Here is an 18992-nt window from a genome sequence, read left to right on the forward strand (position 1 = left end):
TCATAATTCAGAAGACTTCTGGAGGACATGTATGCAACCTTTTCGAGTCACGTTGGTAGAGGACGAGCCTAGTCATGCGACGCTTATTCAATACCACTTAAATCAGTTAGGGGCTGAAGTGACGGTTCATCCTAGTGGGAGCGCCTTCTTTCAGCACCGGAGTCAATTGTCGACCTGTGATTTACTGATTGTAAGTGATCAACTAGTGGATCTATCCATTTTTTCTCTCTTAGATATCGTAAAAGAGCAGACCAAGCAACCATCCGTCCTCATCTTAACGACAGGACGACATGAGTTAATCGAATCTTCTGAACATAATCTCTCGTACTTACAAAAGCCGTTTGCGATTTCAGAATTACGGGCTGCCATTGATTATCACAAGCCCTCCATGGGAGTAACGATGAACGTGTAGCTTTCGCCCCTATGTGGAACAATGCTTTCCATAGGTAAGAGCACTTGCCGATTGGCAAGTGCTCTCTTCGTGTTAAGTTAACACGTTTAAGGATTCACGGTTAAAGGCAGGTAAATCATCTGGCGTTCGGCTCGTGACCAAGTTCCCCCCACAGACGACCACCTCTTGATCATAGAAATTAGCCCCTGCGTTTCGTAAGTCAACCGCGATCGACTTATAGCCTGTCACATCACGTCCCTTTAATACACCTGCGTTAATTAAGAGTTGAGGACCGTGGCAAATCGCCATGATCGGTTTTTTCGCATCGGCAAAAGCTTTTGCAAACGCTACGAATCGATCATCCGCACGTAAAATGTCCGGTGAAAATCCACCTGGGATTAAGAGAGCATCAAACGCATCTTCTGTTACTTCATCGATACTAGCGTCAATTGTGATCGTCGATTCACCCTGCTTTCCTTTCACTTTTATCCCTTTTTCCTTTTCAATCGTTACGATGGAGTGACCAGCCTCTTTGAACGCTTTCACCGGTTCTGTGTACTCCGAATCTTCAAATAGATTGGTTACCACAACTGCGATCTTTTTCCCCATGTTCTCGTTCACTCCTTTTTTGTTCTCAGTGTTCGTATTACCCGAATGCCACACGTTCAAACACTTCTAATTGTAAAAAAAGATGTGATAAATATATTCAATTCTCATGTCTCATTTTATTTTTAGAAAACTTGGCTTTATCGTTTAACAGCATCTCTCATATAGAATATACTACTTGGATATTGCCAAAAGCCTTCAACCTGTTCGCCCAGTCCTGCCAACAGTTCAGAATGGTATAAAAATACGAGTGGAACCTCATCTACAATAATTTGCTGTGCATCTTTGTAGAGCTCAAGTCTAGTAGCTTCATCCGTTTCTTTTCGTGCACGCTCCAGTAAATCATCTAGCTCTTCATTTGCAAAGAACGTCCGATTACCAGGAAAGCCTGCATTCTCGGAGTGGAACATTGGATATAAACCGTAATCAGCGTCTAAGGTCACCGTTCCCCAGCTACTCACAAACATTTCCGTATCACCATTTCCCGCCAGTTCTAAAAACGTACTTGTTTCCACTGTTTCGACCTGTACATCGATGCCGATTGCCTGGAGCTCCTGTTGAACAAAAACTGCGATATCCATAAACGCCCGTGTATCGTTAGAGACAATAGTCGTTTCAAAACCATTTGGATATCCTGCCTCATCCAAAAGAGCTTTAGCTTCCTCTACGTCTTTTTTGGCAGCTGAAAACTGATCATCATAACCAAAGACAGTCGGAGCTAGCGGTCCTTTGGCAGGCAATGCCATCCCATTTAAAATGCCGTTGATAATCCCTTCCTGATCAATGGCCTTCGCAATCGCCTGTCGAACAAGTGGATCATTAAACGGTTCCTTTGTTGTGTTAAATCCTAAATAGGTTAAGTTTGAACTTGGAGACTTCAATACTTTAGTCCCATGATGCTGTTCAATGCGGTTAACATCATTCGGATTAACGGGATAAATGATATCTGCCTCACCCGTCTCAAGCTCAGCCACTCTCGTTAAATCCTCTGGTACGACCTTAAAGGTAAGAGCATCAGACTTTGCCTGCTCTCTATCCCAGTAGTTCTCGTTTTTGACAACTTTCACATACTCACCGTTTTGCGCACCCTCATACCGGTAAAAACCCGTACCAACAGGGTGTTCGTTAATGTATGAAAAAGGTTCTTCTCCATTTGCCATTGCCTCATAATCAGCCTCAATTGCTTCTTTGCTTATCATATGACCGCCAGGATGGGCTAAATGAGACGGCAACGGAGCAAACGGATATTCTGTATGGATGTGAACCGTATACTCATCGATCACTACAACTTCAGTAATCATATCAAACAAAAAGGCGACTGGAGATCCAATGTCTGGATCAATGACGCGCTCGAGATTAGCTTTTACCGCCTCCGCATTAAATGGGCTGTCATCGTGGAACGTGACTCCTTGGCGCAGCTTTGCCTCCCAAATCGTATCACCCACCATCTCTAAGCTTTCTGCAAGCAATGGCTGAATTTCTAGGCTTTCATCTAAATAGACAAGCGTATCATACATCGTACTCATCACATATAGAGATTCTCCATTATTTGCACCATGTGGATCAAGGGAAACCGGGTATGACATTAAATCGATTATAAGCGCATTTCCCTTCCTAGCATCTTCATTCTCGCCTCCCTGTTCACTCGCGGACGGTTCACTCGCACAACCAACTAGAGCAAAGGCGCTAAGCCAAACGATTAGTAACCACTGTTTCATATCGCTTCTCCTCCTTGTTGTATGTAAAAATTGGTATGAATGTCAAACGATGATGATAGTGTATCAGCTCAATTCCGAGTTTTCAACTCTTTTTTATCAAATTTAGCAAGCGACCTTTGCAACATAAGAAGAGAGACACAACCGACAATGAGTGTGGTATTATCCCCTACAGGTAGACATCAAAAAAAGAGAACATGATATGATGTTCTTAAATAGTCTACCTGCGAGGGGATTTTTCTATGGCAAAAAAAGGACAAACCTATACTACATATACAGAAGAATTAAAACGAGAAGTAGTTCGTTTAAAGTTAGAGGAGGGCTGGTCCTATCGTCGCCTTCGTGAGCGATTCGGGATTAAGAGTGATGCTCAAATTGCTGAATGGGTAAAGAAAGTTCAAAATGAGATATCATTTGATGACCAACGTGGTAAGTGGCATAAGAAGCATTTTAACAGTCTAGAAGAAGAGAATGCTTATTTGAAGGCGCAGGTAGATTATCTAAAAAAGCGCAATCCAAATCTACACGGGAAGGAGTGGTCTTAAAAGCACAAAGGTTTCAAATGATTGATAAATTAAGGAGAAAGCATCCACTTATGTGGCTTCTTAAGATTGGTGAAGTTTCAAAAGCTGGATACTACAAATGGCGGAATAGTCGTTCGAAACAAGCAATTCGCAGGGAAGAGGATATTCTGTTAAAGGAACATATCTTAGCTCTTCACAAACGACATCCATACTTTGGGTATAAACGAATGACGAGGGCTTTATCCAGAGAAGGAATGGTTATAAATCATAAACGTGTGCGGCGTTTAATGAGGGAATTAGGAATAAAATCAGTCATACGTAAGAAAAGACCTTTCTACGGGCGTAGAGGTTCTATTGTATTTCCTAACGTACTGAACAGAGAATTTTATTCAGAAAAGCAGTATGAAAAGCTAGTAACCGATATTACATATGTACGAATCGGAGACAAATTTGTGTATTTATCAGCCGTTTTAGATTTAATTGTTGCTTGGCAATTATCTGAAAGAAACGATCTTGATTTAGTCGTAGATACGTTGAAACAGTTAACAGGTAAGTCCTTTGCCAAGAATGCGCTCATTCATTCTGATCAAGGATTTCAATATACAACTAAGACTTATGAAAAGCAATTAGAGGGATTAGGCGTTCAAGGAAGCCACTCTCGCCGTGGCAATTGCTATGATAATGCTTGTATAGAAAGCTTCTTTTCACATTTGAAAGTGGAGAAGTTATATTTAATACGTCCAAAAACCGTTGAACAAGCTCAATGGGCGATTCAGGAGTATATCAACTACTATAACAACGGACGTTTTCAAGAGAAATTTAAAGGCCTTTCCCCGATTGAATACCGAGAAAAGGCCGCAGCTTAAGATACTCTTTTTTTCATTGTCTACTTGACAGGGTTATGTGCAGTGCCTCTCTTCTTTTTCTGCTATTTTTATATGGGGTTGATTGTGTCAAAAACACTCCCTTGCCGCGGGCAAGACTTCAGCTTATCGGGGGAAATCGCCCCGATGGATCTTCAGCTCTTGCTTTTCCCGCAGGCGTCCACGACGAATGCAAATAAAGTCTGCATTCATCGATATCGTGCCTATGAGGGATATTATTCGTCAATCGTATTTTTAAGCGCACGATAAAACAGAGCTGTCTCAAAAGATATACTTTTGAGACAGCTCCCTCCGATTTCATATGTAGGGTCGTGTTTAACGAACCCCAAAAAATGATTTTATTTTCGCTAGGACGCCCTTTTCTTGCTCGAATGACATGAGCGGAACCGTTTCTCCTAAAATGCGTCGTGCAATATTTCGATAGGCAACTGAGGCCTTGCTATCAGGATGAAGCGCAATCGGCTCTCCCTTGTTTGAAAATTTAATCACATTCTCATCGTCAACGACAATCCCTAATAGTTCGATGGCTAAGATGGAAACAATCTCGTCCACATCCAGCATCTCTCCGTTTTTCATCATATGGCCACGGATTCGATTGACGACAAGACGCGGTGCTTCAACCTCTTCCTTCTCGAGAAGGCCAATGATTCGATCAGCATCACGGACTGAAGAAATTTCAGGAGTTGTAACGACAATCGCTTTATCCGCCCCCGCGACCGCATTTTTAAAGCCTTGTTCGATCCCAGCCGGACAATCGATCAAGACATAGTCATATTCTTGTTTAAGCTCCTCGACGATTTCCTTCATTTGTTCAGGGGTTACTGCAGACTTATCTTTCGTTTGCGCAGCAGGTAACAAATTCAAACATTCAAAGCGTTTATCTTTGATGAGCGCCTGCTTTAGCCGACAACGCCCTTCCACTACATCGACAAGGTCATAAATAATGCGATTTTCTAAACCCATCACCACATCTAAATTACGCAAGCCAATGTCCGTGTCGACTAAACAAACTTTTTTTCCTGAAAGGGCAAGGGCGGTTCCTATATTTGCAGACGTTGTCGTTTTACCAACTCCACCCTTACCGCTTGTAATAACGATTGCCTCTCCCACGCGTAATTCCCCTTTCTTTCCTCTATTGCTCTACCATTTCGTCCAAAAACGTTGCGAGATTTGGTCTTATCTTTAACAACTTCTGAACGCGATCTAGCTGAATTTCATTCGTATCCGATGCAATGTATGCACATTCCATGATCCGGTCGCCAGCTTGTTGCTCTTCCTTGGACCAATGAAAAATTTGTTCTCCAATCCGCAGTTGAGCAGGTGCCATGTGCGACGTTGCAATGACCGCCTCTCCGTTTCCTTTATAACCAGCATGAGCAATGCCACGCAAGGAGCCTATCACAAAAATATTTCCAGAAGCTCGAATCGTTCCTCCAGGGTTTACATCCCCAATTAGCAGCAAATCACCATCCACTGAAAACACTTGTCCAGAACGAATGACTTTTGCTACAGAAACGATTTGTGCTTCTTTCCTTTTTTCTTCAGCCTCTTCTTTTGTCATGACTTGGGACACAAACTCCTCAACGTCCAAGTTTCGTCCATCGGTAATCAATTCTTGAATATGTCGCTTCTGTTCTACAGTTAAATAGCGATAGCCAACATCTACTTTAACCTGTATTCTTGGTTGGTCTTCCATTTGATAATGTTTCGAAGACAGCTTTTCAGCTAGCTCCCCAACAATACTGTCGAACGAGCAGCGATCATCTAAATGAAAGGTAAGACCATCCTTCGTCCCTTTAATGGTTACAGCTTGTTTTTTTTGTGTTGTCATCGTCCATGTTCACCTCAGCGAAGCACAAGTACCTTCAGTGTTAGACGTTGATCCATCCACTTGAAAATACCGTGTTGTTTATCTAATTCCACACAGGTATTTCGTTTCCCTTTTTTCGTCCTTATTTTTCTCGAAATCTCGCCATTTTCAAGACATATTGTAACAATTTTCGCATCGGAAGCACCATTAGTATGGCAAACGCCCCATTTAACGCCAGTGTTGGCAAAAGACGATGCTGAAAAAACATTGTATGGTCCATCTCTGTAAGGCCAATGATTTGCAAAAGACCGTATTGGTAGTACTCAAAAAGAAAAACGGCTAAAAACGCTAATGTGACTTGCGTGAGATTGCTATATTGTAGCCATTTATATGTTAGAGCAAAACCGTATCCTAACAAGGCGAATCCAAACATATAAACACCGATTAAATCCGTATAGACAACATCAAATAGCAGTCCAAAGATCAACCCGTATAACGCACCACTCCACCGCCCTAAGTATATGCCGATAAATACAAGCATAACGATGAGAAACCTAGGGACAATCATAATCTCACTTGCAAACCGCTCTGTGATGACTAGTTGAAACAATGTGCCTTCAAGAATAAAAATGAAAAACATCAGCCCTGGGAGGATGAAACGACTCACAGTCCTCCCTCCTCAATAAGTTCAGGGTCCATTGCTGTACTTAATCGTTCAATCACGATGACGTAATCGAGTGAGAGTAAATCGGCGTATGGCCTGATGTATGCATTTTGTGTTAATCCATACTCGTCCGGCTCTACCCGTTCCACTTCACCGATGATAATGCCACGTGGATAAACAGTCCCTAAACCAGAAGTTGACACAAGTTGTCCAGGTTCAATCTCTGCATCCATCTCTAGCTTTCTCATAACTAAAAGGCCCGTTTCATCATCATACCCCTCAATAAATCCAACAGGACCTGCTTTATCATCACCATCGATTCGTGCAGATACACGATTCGTTCGATCCGTATCTGTCAACAATTGTACTCGGGAAGAGAACTCACTTACTCGTTGAATTTTTCCGATCAAATAACCATTGGATGAGACGACGGCCATGTCGTCTTCCACACCGTGCTGACTCCCTATGTTAATTCCGATCGCTTCATTCCAACGGTCAGGTGATCTGAAAGTAACGACCGCATTACGCATTCGATAGTCTGATAGACTTTCTTCTAAATCAAGAATTTCACGCAATGATTCATTTTCTTCTTTTAACACATTTCGCTCAACGGATATTTGCGCATATTCTTCAAGCCGTGCCTTCAACGTTTGGTTTTCCTCATAAAGGTGGCGGAGTTCAGAAACCTCCTCAAAGAAACCCGCGACTAAATGTGCGGGTCTCATAACGATCGACTGAACCCAACCAACGGAATCATGCAAAAAACGCTCTGGCCACGTCAATCGTTCCCGGTCACTCAATGAATAGCCAATCAAAGCCACCAAAACAATAATGCTTACGAGCAGTACAATTAGTTTTTTGTTTGAAAAAAATGATGGCATCCCAAGCACCTACTCACGATTTTCGGTCAGCGCTTGATGTAATCCCAGCCTTGGACCGAAATAAATGCAAGTTTTCCAATGCTCGCCCTGTGCCAATCGCTACACAATCAAGCGGTTCTTCGGCAACGATGACTGGCATGTTTGTTTCGTCACTCAACACTTTATCTAAGTTTCGTAACAAAGCACCACCACCTGTTAACACAATGCCACGATCCATAATATCTGCAGCAAGTTCTGGCGGTGACTGTTCAAGAGTATTTTTTACAGCTTCAATGATGGTTTGAACGGTGTCCGATAGAGCCTTGGATATTTCTTCAGCCGTGACTTCAATCGTTTTCGGTAATCCTGTTAATAAATCCCGACCGCGAATATCCATATTGTCTACCCCTTCAGGTGAACCTGCCGAACCAATCTCAAGCTTTAATGCTTCTGCTGTCCGTTCCCCAATCATTAAATTATACGTTTTCTTAATGTATTGGATAATCGCCTCATCCATTTCATCTCCAGCTACACGGATGGACTGGCTCGTGACAATGCCACCCAAAGAGATAATGGCTACTTCTGTTGTTCCACCACCAATATCAACGACCATGCTACCTGTCGGCTCCCATACTGGCAAATCAGCTCCGATTGCAGCCGCAAATGGCTCTTCTAGCGTATATGCGTACTTTGCCCCAGCCTGTTTTGTCGCATCTTCCACCGCTCTCTTTTCGACTGCTGTAATTCCCGATGGTACGCAAACCATGACTGCAGGCTTTCTCGTGAAAATTGAACGATTTTTTTGCGCTTGACGAATGAAGTATTTTAGCATAGTGGCTGTCGTTTCGAAGTCTGCGATAACCCCGTCCTTCATTGGACGTGTAGCGACAATATTACCCGGCGTACGACCGATCATGTTTTTAGCATCGTTTCCGACCGCTTCGATCGTCCCAGTATCCGTACGTTTAGCCACGACAGAAGGCTCACGTAATACAATCCCTTTTCCTTTGACATATACAAGTGTATTTGCTGTACCTAAATCAATTCCAATATCTTTTGAAAACCCACCGAACATCTATGTATCTCCCTTCATGAATAACCGAAGTCATAACAAATATTATATCGAAATTTCCTCTAAAAACATAGCCTTTCATTTCCCTTTGATCATTTTACATTTTTATTGCGATTTTATACAGACCTTTCGCTGATTTTTATGAAAATGGTAAATGTCCTTTTTCCTTTAAGCTAACGAATGTTCGATCACCAATGATCACATGATCTAGCAGTTCAATCCCGATCAATTTTCCCACCTGTGCTAATCGGTGTGTCACTTCAATATCTTCTCGGCTTGGAGTTGGGTCTCCGGATGGATGATTATGGAGGCAGATGAGTGAAGCGGCTGACCTTCGTAACGCTTCCTTGAACACTTCACGGGGGTGGACGATGCTAGCGTTTAAACTCCCGATGAATACGGTTTGCTTATGAAGAACTTGGTTTTTCGTATTTAAATACAGACAAACAAAATTCTCTTGGCTGAGAAAACGCATTTCTTCCATAACAAAGCGCGACACGTCTTCTGGAGTGCGAATCACATACCGATCCATCTCCTGCATCGTATGAATTCTTCGGCCTAGTTCAATCGCGGCACAAAATTCTATCGCCTTTGCTTCACCGATACCATGAATGCTCGTCAACTCCTCTACCGTCGCTTCTCTCAACAACCGCAGACCGTCGAAATGACATAAAACATGTTGTGCAAGCTGTAGCACAGATTCGTTCTTTGTACCTGTCCGAAGCATAATCGCTATTATTTCTTGATTAGAAAGCGCGTGAGCACCTTCATGCAGCAACCTCTCCCGTGGTCGTTCCCTGTTTGGAACATCACGAAGCGTCATAGACATATTCGACAAAAGGGAGTACTCCTTTCTTAAAAAGTGTTCGAAAAATCACAAAATCTTATACTTATTACTTTTCTAGAAAAAAGGAAATGAAGGAGCCAAACCTAACAAAGCAGTTGCTAAAATCGTGTGGAAAATCCATGGACCTTTAGAGCACGTACTGTTCTCGAAAGGGGTAACCCGACAACGTTATAATAATCCCCCTTAAGTTCCTTCACTAAATAGGCACCTAAACCTTGGATACCATAAGCTCCTGCCTTATCAAACGGTTCACCTGTTTGCAGATATGTTTCAATTTCAGTGTCCGTAAGCGGCCAGAATCGGACTTCGGTTGTTTCCACAAACGTTTCGACTTGCCCCTGATGCAAGAGCGCCACTCCTGTTAACACTTCGTGGGATTGATCCGATAGTTGGGATAACATCTGTCTAGCTTCTTGCTCTGTTGCTGGTTTCCCAAGAATACGTCCTTGAAAGACAACGATTGTATCTGCGGCGAGGATGAAAGAGTCCTCGTGTTTTTTTGCTACGTCTTGTGCCTTTTGTCTTGCTAGTTGCTGAACAACCTCATCTGGTGGGAACGTTGGATCAAAAGTTTCATCAATTGTACTTTTACATACTGTGAAAGGGACGTTCATTTGTTCTAGAAGCTGCTTTCTGCGTGGGGAACCTGAAGCTAAAATAAGTGGTTTCATGAAGGGAGCACCTCTTTCAATAAAGATTAACATCTCTATTGTACAAGGTATGAGACCATCATACCAAATTTTTCAACAAACAACAATCAAAAGGAAGCTCTAACCCATGTGAGTTTTTTCCCGATTCAAGAGTATAAATTGGAATTAGAATGGGCTTATACTAATCACAAAAAAAGCGAGACCTCGCCATTTAAGAACGGGAGGTATCGCGCGAAAACAGTTGATACTGTACAAGGGCATCTAGGAGCTCCTGTTGCGTTTTCCAAAGGGCGTTTCCATCTTGTGTTGAGACATACGATGCTAGGTGATTTCCGGCTTGGATTAAATGTTCATTGATTACTTGAAGATGGGAAGCTGTCGATTCATCAAGTTCCTGAAAGGCGGTTTTCTGCTGTCCGTGAAGCCTTTCTACCTCTTTTCGTATTCCTTCAACAGACTCTTTTGTGATCGTTGCTCCTCCTGCCGTTAATCCATCCACCGAGAGACTGACTAACTGCTGATAACTTGACTCCATGTCATGAAGCCATTGAATGGTTTCCTCGTTTAACCTTTTGCTATCGGAAGTTGGTCCTGCAAATGATTTAATGTACGTATCTTGATCTAATTCTGAATAAGCTTGAGCCACATCCTGTGCTTTTGCCCGATCTTGCGCTAAGCCAATAAACATGTAAACTGAATCATCACTTTCTACTAGAGCAGCTGCCCTTCCCTTCTCTTGTAGGCTTGCGATGACCGCTTCTCCAGCCTCAATTGAAGTAAAAGCACCACCTTGGACAACCTCAACCGCTAACTCGGGAAAAGAAGCATCCCCTTGTGAAACAGCTGGAACCGTCTCCTGCACTTCACCAGATGCCACAGGTAATTCATCAGCTGTAAAGATGGTCAGTACAATGAACCCTAAGCTTGTCCCGACGATTAAAGCTGATACGAGTGCCATAATGAGAATAACCGGCACTTTTTTTACTTTTAGTGCGAACCTCTCATTTGTTCCGTACGGCTTTTTTTTCTTACGTTTGTAAGGGATTTTTGGACTCTTCTTCCGGTTCCCGTCATCCCAAAATGGTTCTTCATTCCGAATACGATCTTCATACCTTTTATGAAAATCGATCACTTTATCTGCATCTTCTCTAGGCTTTCGGCTTCTGTCATTTTTTTTTGCAGTTGAGGCTGGGTTGTTCTCAACTAATTCTTGAAATGGTTGGCGCTTTCCATTCAGACGAATCGAGACTTTTGCCTTATTTTGATCCATATTCTCAACACCCTCTCTAGCAATTCCACCTTTCCCTAAAGTCTATTAAACGAATGAATTTCATAGAACCATTTAAGCAAAAAACGATTACTTTTCATTGGACACTACTTTTTTAGGTTTTAAAGCCAACGTACGTACCATTGAATAAGAGCTTCTCCATACAAATAAGCAGTGAGGCTACCTAAGATGATAAATGGACCAAATGGAATGGGCTCTCGTCTTTTAATTCTTCCCAGCATCATCCCAACACCGCCTCCAATCGCGCCAAAAAGGCTGGATAGCATTATCGCTACTAGTGTAAGTTTCCACCCTAATACGAATCCGAGGACAGTAAAAAGCTTCACATCTCCTCCACCGATTCCGTTAGGATCGATCAAATAGACGATGAACAATAAGATGTATCCTACAACGGCTCCTGCCCAAGCATCCCACCACGGGTTTAGTGGAGCGAGCGTTGCGCGAAAAAGAACAAATAAGATAGCAAAGAAGAGAATGATGCGGTCTGGAATGATCATGTAAACAAGGTCACTAACAAAGATGATCGAAAAGAGAGAGACGAGCGCGAGAGCTACAAGTAATTCCATATTCCAGCCAAAGACAAGAAGCATTATGGAAAAACCGGACCCTACAGCTAACTCGACGAATGGGTAAAGGGGAGATATTTTTTGACGACAGTTTCGGCATCGGCCTCTTTGCCAAACATAGGAAAGGACAGGGATTAACTCAATCGTGGCAAGTGTCCTTTTACAGTATGGGCAATGGGAGCGAGGAGCCACGATTGATTGTCCTTTCGGCACACGCAAACCGATCACATTAAAAAACGAACCAAGTACCATACCGAGCACGAAGAGTAGGAGAAACGACATCACATCAATCTGATGCAAATGGCAAAACCTCACAAATAATATTGTTTTCGGAAGTGGTGGAAATCTCCCACTTTAAGTATAAAGGATAGGATGAAAATGTCTATTCCTTTTCATCATTTTCACAAGATAGGATCTCTTCTTACAATGATAGGGAGTGCTCTTGTTTTATATCGCTATAGGTCGCGACTCGATTACGTCCCTTTGACTTAGCACCGTTATACATCGCCCGATCAGCTTTACGTATGAGGTCCATGGCATGATCTTTTTTTCCAGCCTCTGCTATACCGAAGCTTGCGGTGACTTTAATGTCCACCGTTTCTCCTACTAATAGATCGGATCGAATGAGTATCGAGCGAGAAGAGAAATCCTGTTGAAGTAGAATTCCCACTTGACGTGCGTCCTCTTCACCATGATGAGGTAGCAATATGACAAATTCTTCTCCACCATACCGAGAAATCACACTGTTATCTGGACATATCTTTCTCATCCGATCAGCCACCGCTTCAAGTACATCATTCCCACTTTGATGCCCATACGTATCATTAATCTTTTTGAAATGATCCAGATCCAGAAGAATAATTGAAAACGGGAAGTCAGCCTCATTCACGGTTTTCTTCAATGCTTCCATCATATAACGAAAATTATAAAGGCCAGTTAAAGGATCGCGGACGCTTTCTTGTTTTGTCGTTTCTAGCAAGTCAACATTTTTAATCGCGACAGCAAAAATATTGACCAATATTTCTAGCATATGAATCCGCTGCTTCTTAAAATGATACATGTTCTTTGAAAAAACCGTAATGACTCCATACGTATCTTCTTTTTGACGAATCGGTAATGAAACAACAGACTGATAGATTTCAGGCAAGCGGATATCTCGTAGGTCACCGTCTTCTCTTCTTAGCATCGTATAAGGGCTTCCTGTCTCATAAACGTTTTTACTATAAAGATCTCCGTTTTGAAAATGGTTTGACCATTCAGCATCTAGTAAACTGCCATTCAACAGATTGAGTTCCTGTTGTTTCCCCTCATAAAGAACAACCGTATCAGCTTCTAAAAACTGCTCTACTTGTACGGCAAATAGATGAATTAACTTCTCCCGTGTGTTACAAGCATTTAACTCATGGCCGTACTCTGTCACGTCCTTTAGCATTCGGTTCGTATACTGGCTCTTATGATACATTTGCAAAAACATGCCGATCCCCGCAAAAAAAGATCCTAAAATAAAGACTGCCACGAGACCAACTGCTTCTGATAAATATAAAAGCATTAAACCTAACGGTAGCATAATGCTAGAGATGGCTACTTCTCGCATAATCCCCTTCAGAAATGAAGAATTCGCCTTTAATACAAGTACCCGAAACAAGTGAATCAAGGTATGATTAACGACTAGAAACGTCACCGCATATGCAAATATCGGAACGAGCTGTTGTTGAAAAGTTAAGGCTAAACCTCGTCCAACTTCACCACCTAAAAAATAAAAAACAGCGGCTGACACAAGGGAAGTAATCAAAAAAATAAATGTGTTTACTGGAATTCTATATAGGCTTCCATATCGTACACCAGCTGAGTATAGAGCAGTAATGATCGCAAATTGGGTCATGACAATTTCTACAAGAAGCCCATATTTCAAAAAGACAGCCAGACTCACCCACTGAAAAAGGGTGAGCACATGGCCACGATAAATGATCGGCATCGACGCCGTTAAGATCATCAAGAGTAAAAAGCTTATTTTTTCAATAGCGGTCAAATCACCGCGGGGAATGAGAACAACGCTTAAAGCGAACAATACGACAAGATACCCAAGATACAGTCCCCATAACCATTGCTTTTGCTTTAGATTCATCGCATTGCTCACCTCCCCAGCGGAATACACGTTATCTCTCTAACAGAAACGCCCTAACTTTTGAAATAAAATAAAGTGACCCGCAGATGATAACCATTTCATTAGCTTTACAACTTTCTCGTTCTCGCCTAATGGCCACTTTCCAATCTGCACAAATGGATTTGTTATAAACAGGCGCTTGTTCATACAATTGCTCTGCTTTCTGAGCTCGTTCAAATTCAAATGTCGTAAAAGTAAAAGAAGCGGGAAGGTCAACATAAGGGGCCAGTAAAGCTTTCATCTCTTTTTCTTTCGTTACAGCCATGACAAAGCGATACTTATACGTTGGAAAGTGAAGCGCTAGTAATTCGGCTAGTGCTTTCATGCCTTCTTCATTATGAGCTCCATCTACAAACGTAAGCGGTGCTTCAGATATTTTTTCAAAACGCCCAATCCATGTCGTGTTCCTAATCCCCCTAACAATATGGTCATTAGAGAGCTCGTAGTGTTTCATGGATCGTAATTGTTCGATGGCTTGAATCGCCATACTTGCGTTCTCTATTTGATGGTGGCCTTTCATTACCGTTTCTAACGATAGGGTGAGACCTGATTGTGATTGATATAAAAAAAACTGTTTATCCATTGTCACACTTTTGGGCAAGGAGTGGAAATCAGTTCCGTAAGCAAAGAGCGGAGCTTTCACCTTGTTCGCCTTATCCTGAATCACCCGAAACGCTTCAGGTTGTTTAACATGAACGATGGCTGGAATATCCGGCTTAATAATCCCCGCTTTTTCATAAGCAATGCTTTCAAGGGTTCCCCCCAATACGTTCATGTGATCGTGTCCAATTGACGTAATAATCGATAGAAGCGGGGTCACAATATTTGTGGAGTCAAGTCTCCCCCCAAGCCCGACCTCTAGTAGAACGATGTCAGGGTTCACACGGGCAAAAAAGTCAAAGGCTATGACCGTAATAACCTCAAACTCCGTGGGGCTCCCCAAATCTGTCCTTTTGAGCTCTTCCACCACGTCGATAATATTTAAGCAGCTTCGAACAAGCTCTTCGCTACTGATCGGTTCGCCTTTATAAGCAATACGTTCCCTAAAATGTTCAATATAAGGAGATGTAAACGTACCTACGTTGTAGCCTGCTTCGGTGAGCATGTAACGCATAAAGCTAACCGTTGAACCCTTTCCGTTCGTTCCACCGATATGAACAACGTTTAACTCTTTTTCTGGGTGTCCAAGCTTCTCCAACATCCATTCAATTCGTTGTAAACCTGGCTTAATTCCAAACGGTAAAAAAGTATGAATCCATTCAATGGCTTGCCTTTCATTTTGCACAGCTATTTTCCTCCATGTCGATCAAGTATGACATGATTATAACGAGAGTTCATCCACCCAGCAATGATGAAATACAAATCGTCTTTTAACAGACATATTAGAAAATTTTTAAACTAACCATTACCTTATACCTTGATTCTATCATACCATAAACACGCAAAAAGAATGATGAGAAAGATTGTCGAAAATTGACTAATAAGAACTAAATACCTATTACATATAGACTATAACTTATCATTAATGATCTTTCGTACTCGCATAAAGGTAAAAAGACAAGAGAGCGCCTACTATTTTAAATCATAAAAGAGAGCGCTGTGATTACAGCGCCCTCTTTTTATCCTTTTAGTTCTTTAATTCTTGCTCTGACCGCTGCTCGTTTTTCGAGATAATCTGCTTCCTTCTTCCGCTCTTCTTCGATTACTTTCTCTGGGGCCTTTGCTAAAAAACCTTGATTAGACAGTTTTTTCTGTACTCGTTCTACTTCTTTTTCGAGCTTATTCTCTTCTTTTTCAAGGCGAGCAATTTCTTCCTCTAAATCTAACAATCCAGCCAACGGTAAGTAAAGCTCAACCCCTGATAAAACATTCGACATGGATTTCTCTGGTTTTTCAATCGCCGTTCCCATTACAAGCGTGCTAGGGTTACAAAACTTTTCAATGTAGTGCTTCCCTCGCTCTAGCTGAGTCAGAACGTCATCGTTCTTCGCTTGAATATGCAATTCAATTTCCTTGCTCATCGGAACATTTAGTTCCGCACGGGTATTGCGGACAGAGCGAATAATGTCTTTCAATAGCTCCATGTCGCCCATCGCTTGTTCAAACGTAAATTCTTCTGATTTCACCGGCCATGAAGCAACAGTGATCGATTCGCCCTCATGCGGCAAATGCTGCCATATTTCCTCGGTAATAAACGGCATGAGTGGATGTAAGAGACGCATCGTTTGGTCAAGAACGTAGGCTAATACAGAACGAGTCGTCTTTTTCGCCACTTCGTCTTCCCCATATAAAGGGAGTTTCGCCATTTCAATATACCAATCACATAGATCATCCCAAATAAAGTTATATAAATGGCGACCGACTTCACCAAATTCGTAAGCATCGATCAAGCGAGTGACTGTTTCAATCGTTTCTTGAAGACGTGTTAAAATCCATTGATCAGCAATTGATTTCTCACCTGTTAAGTCAATTTCATCATAGGACATTCCATCCATGTTCATAAGAGCAAAGCGAGATGCATTCCAAATTTTATTGCCGAAATTCCATGTTGATTCGACTTTTTCCCAGTAAAAGCGCAAATCATTTCCCGGGGAACTACCTGTAGCTAAGAAGAAGCGTAAGGCATCGGCTCCGTATTTGTCGATCACTTCCATTGGGTCTACACCATTACCAAGCGACTTGGACATCTTTCGTCCTTCTGCATCCCGAACGAGACCGTGGATTAATACATCTTTAAACGGTGGTCGACCGGTAAATTCAAGGCCTTGGAAAATCATCCGTGATACCCAGAAGAAGATAATGTCATAGCCTGTCACTAGCGCATCAGTTGAGTAGTAACGCTTGTAGTCTGGTGCTTCCTCATCTGGCCATCCCATCGTTGAAAACGGCCATAGGGCTGAGCTAAACCACGTATCAAGAACGTCCTCATCTTGTTTCCAATTGTCTTTATCCTGCGGCGCTTCATGTCCTACATACACTTCTCCTGTTTCTTTATGGTACCATGCAGGAATACGATGCCCCCACCAAAGCTGACGAGAAATGCACCAGTCGCGAATGTTTTCCATCCAGCGAAGATATGTTTTTTCGAATCGGTCCGGGACAAAGTTGACTTTGTTTTCTGTTGTTTGCAGTTCAATTGCTTGCTCCGCCAGTGGCTTCATCTTGACAAACCATTGTGTCGATAAGTAAGGCTCGACTACCGCACCACTACGCTCTGAATGCCCGACCGAGTGAACATGCTCTTCGATTTTAAATAAAACCCCTTGTTCTTGTAGGTCTTTGACAATCTGCTTCCGGCATTCAAATCGATCCATGCCTTCATATTGGCCAGCCTTCTCATTCATCGTCCCGTCCTCATTCATAACGAGAATGCGCGGAAGGTTGTGGCGGTTACCGATTTCAAAGTCATTTGGATCATGGGCTGGAGTAATTTTTACCGCTCCAGAGCCAAATTCCATATCGACATAATCATCAGCAACAATTGGAATCTCTCGTCCGGTTATAGGAAGCTTCACCATTTTGCCGATGAGGTGTTGATACCGCTCATCCTCAGGATGTACGGCTACAGCCGTATCACCAAGCATCGTTTCCGGGCGCGTCGTGGCAACCTCAATTGCTCCGTCTCCATCGGCTAATGGGTATTTCATATGATAGAAATAGCCTTGCACATCTTTGTAAATGACTTCGATATCCGATAGGGCCGTTTTCGTCACTGGGTCCCAGTTAATAATGTATTCTCCTCGGTAGATAAGCCCCTTCTCATAGAGCTTGACAAACACTTCTCGAACCGCTTTAGACAGCCCTTCGTCCAACGTAAATCGCTCGCGGGAATAGTCGAGAGAGAGGCCAAGTTTTGCCCACTGCTGACGAATAAAATCAGCATATTCTTCTTTCCATTCCCACGTTTTCTCCACAAACGCCTCGCGCCCTAAGTCGTATCTAGACTTACCTTCCTCTCGCAATTTCGCCTCTACCTTTGCTTGTGTGGCAATCCCTGCATGGTCCATCCCTGGTAACCAAAGGGTATCATACCCTTGCATTCGCTTTACTCGTGAGAGAATATCTTGTAGCGCCGTATCCCACGCATGCCCTAGATGCAGTTTCCCTGTTACATTCGGTGGTGGAATAACTATGGTGTATGGTTTTTTCGTCTCATCAGATGTAGCTTCAAAAAATTTCCCTTCAATCCAATATTCATACCACTTCGATTCAATGTCTTGTGGATGATATTTTGTTGGCATTTCTTGATCCTGCTTTGTCATCTTTTTTCCTCCTTGCTTACCTTTAATTACGGCAGTAACATAAAAAACCCCCTTCGCTCAAAGGACGAAGAGAGTTTACTCGCGGTACCACCTTTGTTTGCCTATGGAATCATCACCATTGGCACACTCGACATGATAACGGCTTTTCGCCGACCTTACTTACTTGTGTTCAGTAAAGCTGCTCCAGGGCGACCTTCACCTCGTACATCCTAAGGAACCTCCCAGCCAATGGATTCCTCTCTCTGAAAAGGGTTCGGAAGCTACTCTTCCCTATCTGTGCATTTAAGATTATGTACATCATACGTTTATAAGTATTTTAGCGTTCCTTCATTGGATCGTCAACAACAGCATGATCTCTTTTTATGATAATTATACATGGGCCGATGCACCAGTTGCCTTGAAAACGCATAGGCTGATAACAAGATCATACACCGTATGTGAGAGGTGCTTTCGGATGAGACGACCGTACTACAAAAAACCCCCATGGTATTTAAAAATTCGCGCGATCATCGCCCAATTTCTTTTACCGTTAATCATTTTTCAATTTTTTCGTACACTGTTTTTCCCGACTTCGTTTGACGTCATTTTATTAACATTCCTTATCTTCCTTTATTGCTGTATGCTCATTCGGTTATTCTAAAACATGATGGCATCCATATATTAGGATAGGGTGGATAGCCCAATCTTAT

17 protein-coding genes and 1 other annotated feature are annotated in these 18992 nt (G+C 42.4%); of the genes, 3 read left to right on the forward strand and 14 right to left on the reverse strand.

The features are described from left to right. Positions 1 to 31 precede the first annotated feature (31 nt). On the forward strand, positions 32 to 412 hold the full coding sequence (locus tag FED51_RS15350; protein WP_010899168.1) for a response regulator: 381 nt from the start codon (positions 32 to 34) through the stop codon (positions 410 to 412). 72 nt (positions 413 to 484) lie between these two features. Here FED51_RS15350 and FED51_RS15355 read toward each other — a convergent pair whose 3' ends face one another. Both FED51_RS15355 and FED51_RS15360 read right to left on the reverse strand, forming a co-directional pair. Beyond that, positions 485 to 1000, reverse strand: coding sequence for a type 1 glutamine amidotransferase domain-containing protein (locus FED51_RS15355; protein ID WP_053430592.1), 516 nt, complete (start codon positions 998 to 1000; stop codon positions 485 to 487). 137 nt (positions 1001 to 1137) lie between these two features. Further along, a complete protein-coding gene (locus FED51_RS15360) occupies positions 1138 to 2715 on the reverse strand; it encodes a glutathione ABC transporter substrate-binding protein (RefSeq protein ID WP_053430591.1) in 1578 nt (525 codons plus the stop codon). Positions 2716 to 2954: 239 nt separating this feature from the next. On the opposite strand from FED51_RS15360, the gene FED51_RS15365 reads away from it, so the two are divergent. After that, positions 2955 to 4102, forward strand: a protein-coding gene (locus tag FED51_RS15365; protein WP_138090663.1) for an IS3 family transposase whose coding sequence is annotated in 2 segments (ribosomal slippage) — positions 2955 to 3213 and positions 3213 to 4102 — 1149 coding nt in all. Because the reading frame shifts where the segments join, the coding sequence is not laid out codon by codon here. 333 nt (positions 4103 to 4435) lie between these two features. On the opposite strand, the gene minD is transcribed toward FED51_RS15365, so the two are convergent. The 12 genes from minD to FED51_RS15425 all read right to left on the reverse strand — a co-directional run bounded on the left by minD (position 4436) and on the right by FED51_RS15425 (position 18303). Then, positions 4436 to 5230, reverse strand: a complete 795-nt coding sequence (gene minD, locus FED51_RS15370) for a septum site-determining protein MinD (protein WP_010899171.1) — start codon at positions 5228 to 5230, stop codon at positions 4436 to 4438. Between the two features lie 22 nt (positions 5231 to 5252). Further along, entirely contained in the window at positions 5253 to 5951 is a 699-nt protein-coding gene (gene minC, locus FED51_RS15375) for a septum site-determining protein MinC (protein WP_010899172.1), read from the reverse strand. Between the two features lie 121 nt (positions 5952 to 6072). After that, the gene (gene mreD / locus FED51_RS15380; RefSeq protein ID WP_053430590.1) at positions 6073 to 6597 is read right to left on the reverse strand and encodes a rod shape-determining protein MreD; all 525 of its coding nucleotides are present in this window, start codon (positions 6595 to 6597) and stop codon (positions 6073 to 6075) included. Continuing rightward, positions 6594 to 7475, reverse strand: coding sequence for a rod shape-determining protein MreC (gene mreC, locus FED51_RS15385; protein WP_010899174.1), 882 nt, complete (start codon positions 7473 to 7475; stop codon positions 6594 to 6596). The genes mreD and mreC overlap by 4 nt, the downstream gene beginning before the upstream one ends. Before the next feature lie 13 nt (positions 7476 to 7488). After that, positions 7489 to 8529 (reverse strand): rod shape-determining protein, encoded by a 1041-nt coding sequence (locus tag FED51_RS15390; protein WP_010899175.1) that lies wholly within the window; start codon positions 8527 to 8529, stop codon positions 7489 to 7491. Between the two features lie 136 nt (positions 8530 to 8665). Beyond that, positions 8666 to 9349, reverse strand: coding sequence for a RadC family protein (radC, locus tag FED51_RS15395; protein WP_053431938.1), 684 nt, complete (start codon positions 9347 to 9349; stop codon positions 8666 to 8668). A 122-nt stretch (positions 9350 to 9471) separates the two neighbouring features. After that, positions 9472 to 10044, reverse strand: coding sequence for a Maf family protein (locus FED51_RS15400; protein ID WP_010899177.1), 573 nt, complete (start codon positions 10042 to 10044; stop codon positions 9472 to 9474). A gap of 190 nt (positions 10045 to 10234) precedes the next feature. After that, positions 10235 to 11293: a hypothetical protein gene (locus FED51_RS15405; protein WP_053430589.1), complete on the reverse strand. Its 1059-nt coding sequence runs from the start codon at positions 11291 to 11293 to the stop codon at positions 10235 to 10237. Positions 11294 to 11412: 119 nt separating this feature from the next. Further along, positions 11413 to 12159, reverse strand: a complete 747-nt coding sequence (locus tag FED51_RS15410) for a prepilin peptidase (protein ID WP_053431937.1) — start codon at positions 12157 to 12159, stop codon at positions 11413 to 11415. Positions 12160 to 12298: 139 nt separating this feature from the next. Then, complete coding sequence (locus FED51_RS15415; RefSeq protein WP_053430588.1) at positions 12299 to 14002, reverse strand: sensor domain-containing diguanylate cyclase; 1704 nt, start codon at positions 14000 to 14002, stop codon at positions 12299 to 12301. 31 nt (positions 14003 to 14033) lie between these two features. Further along, positions 14034 to 15326, reverse strand: coding sequence for a bifunctional folylpolyglutamate synthase/dihydrofolate synthase (locus tag FED51_RS15420; protein ID WP_053430587.1), 1293 nt, complete (start codon positions 15324 to 15326; stop codon positions 14034 to 14036). 334 nt (positions 15327 to 15660) lie between these two features. Beyond that, positions 15661 to 18303: a valine--tRNA ligase gene (locus FED51_RS15425; RefSeq protein WP_053430586.1), complete on the reverse strand. Its 2643-nt coding sequence runs from the start codon at positions 18301 to 18303 to the stop codon at positions 15661 to 15663. A gap of 57 nt (positions 18304 to 18360) precedes the next feature. Continuing rightward, positions 18361 to 18589, reverse strand: a binding site (T-box leader). A 168-nt stretch (positions 18590 to 18757) separates the two neighbouring features. On the opposite strand from FED51_RS15425, the gene FED51_RS15430 reads away from it, so the two are divergent. Beyond that, positions 18758 to 18943, forward strand: a complete 186-nt coding sequence (locus FED51_RS15430; protein ID WP_010899183.1) for a hypothetical protein — start codon at positions 18758 to 18760, stop codon at positions 18941 to 18943. Positions 18944 to 18992: the final 49 nt, after the last annotated feature.

This window comes from Halalkalibacterium halodurans, assembly GCF_005671335.1.
Classification (GTDB): Bacteria; Bacillota; Bacilli; order Bacillales; family Bacillaceae_D; genus Halalkalibacterium; species Halalkalibacterium halodurans.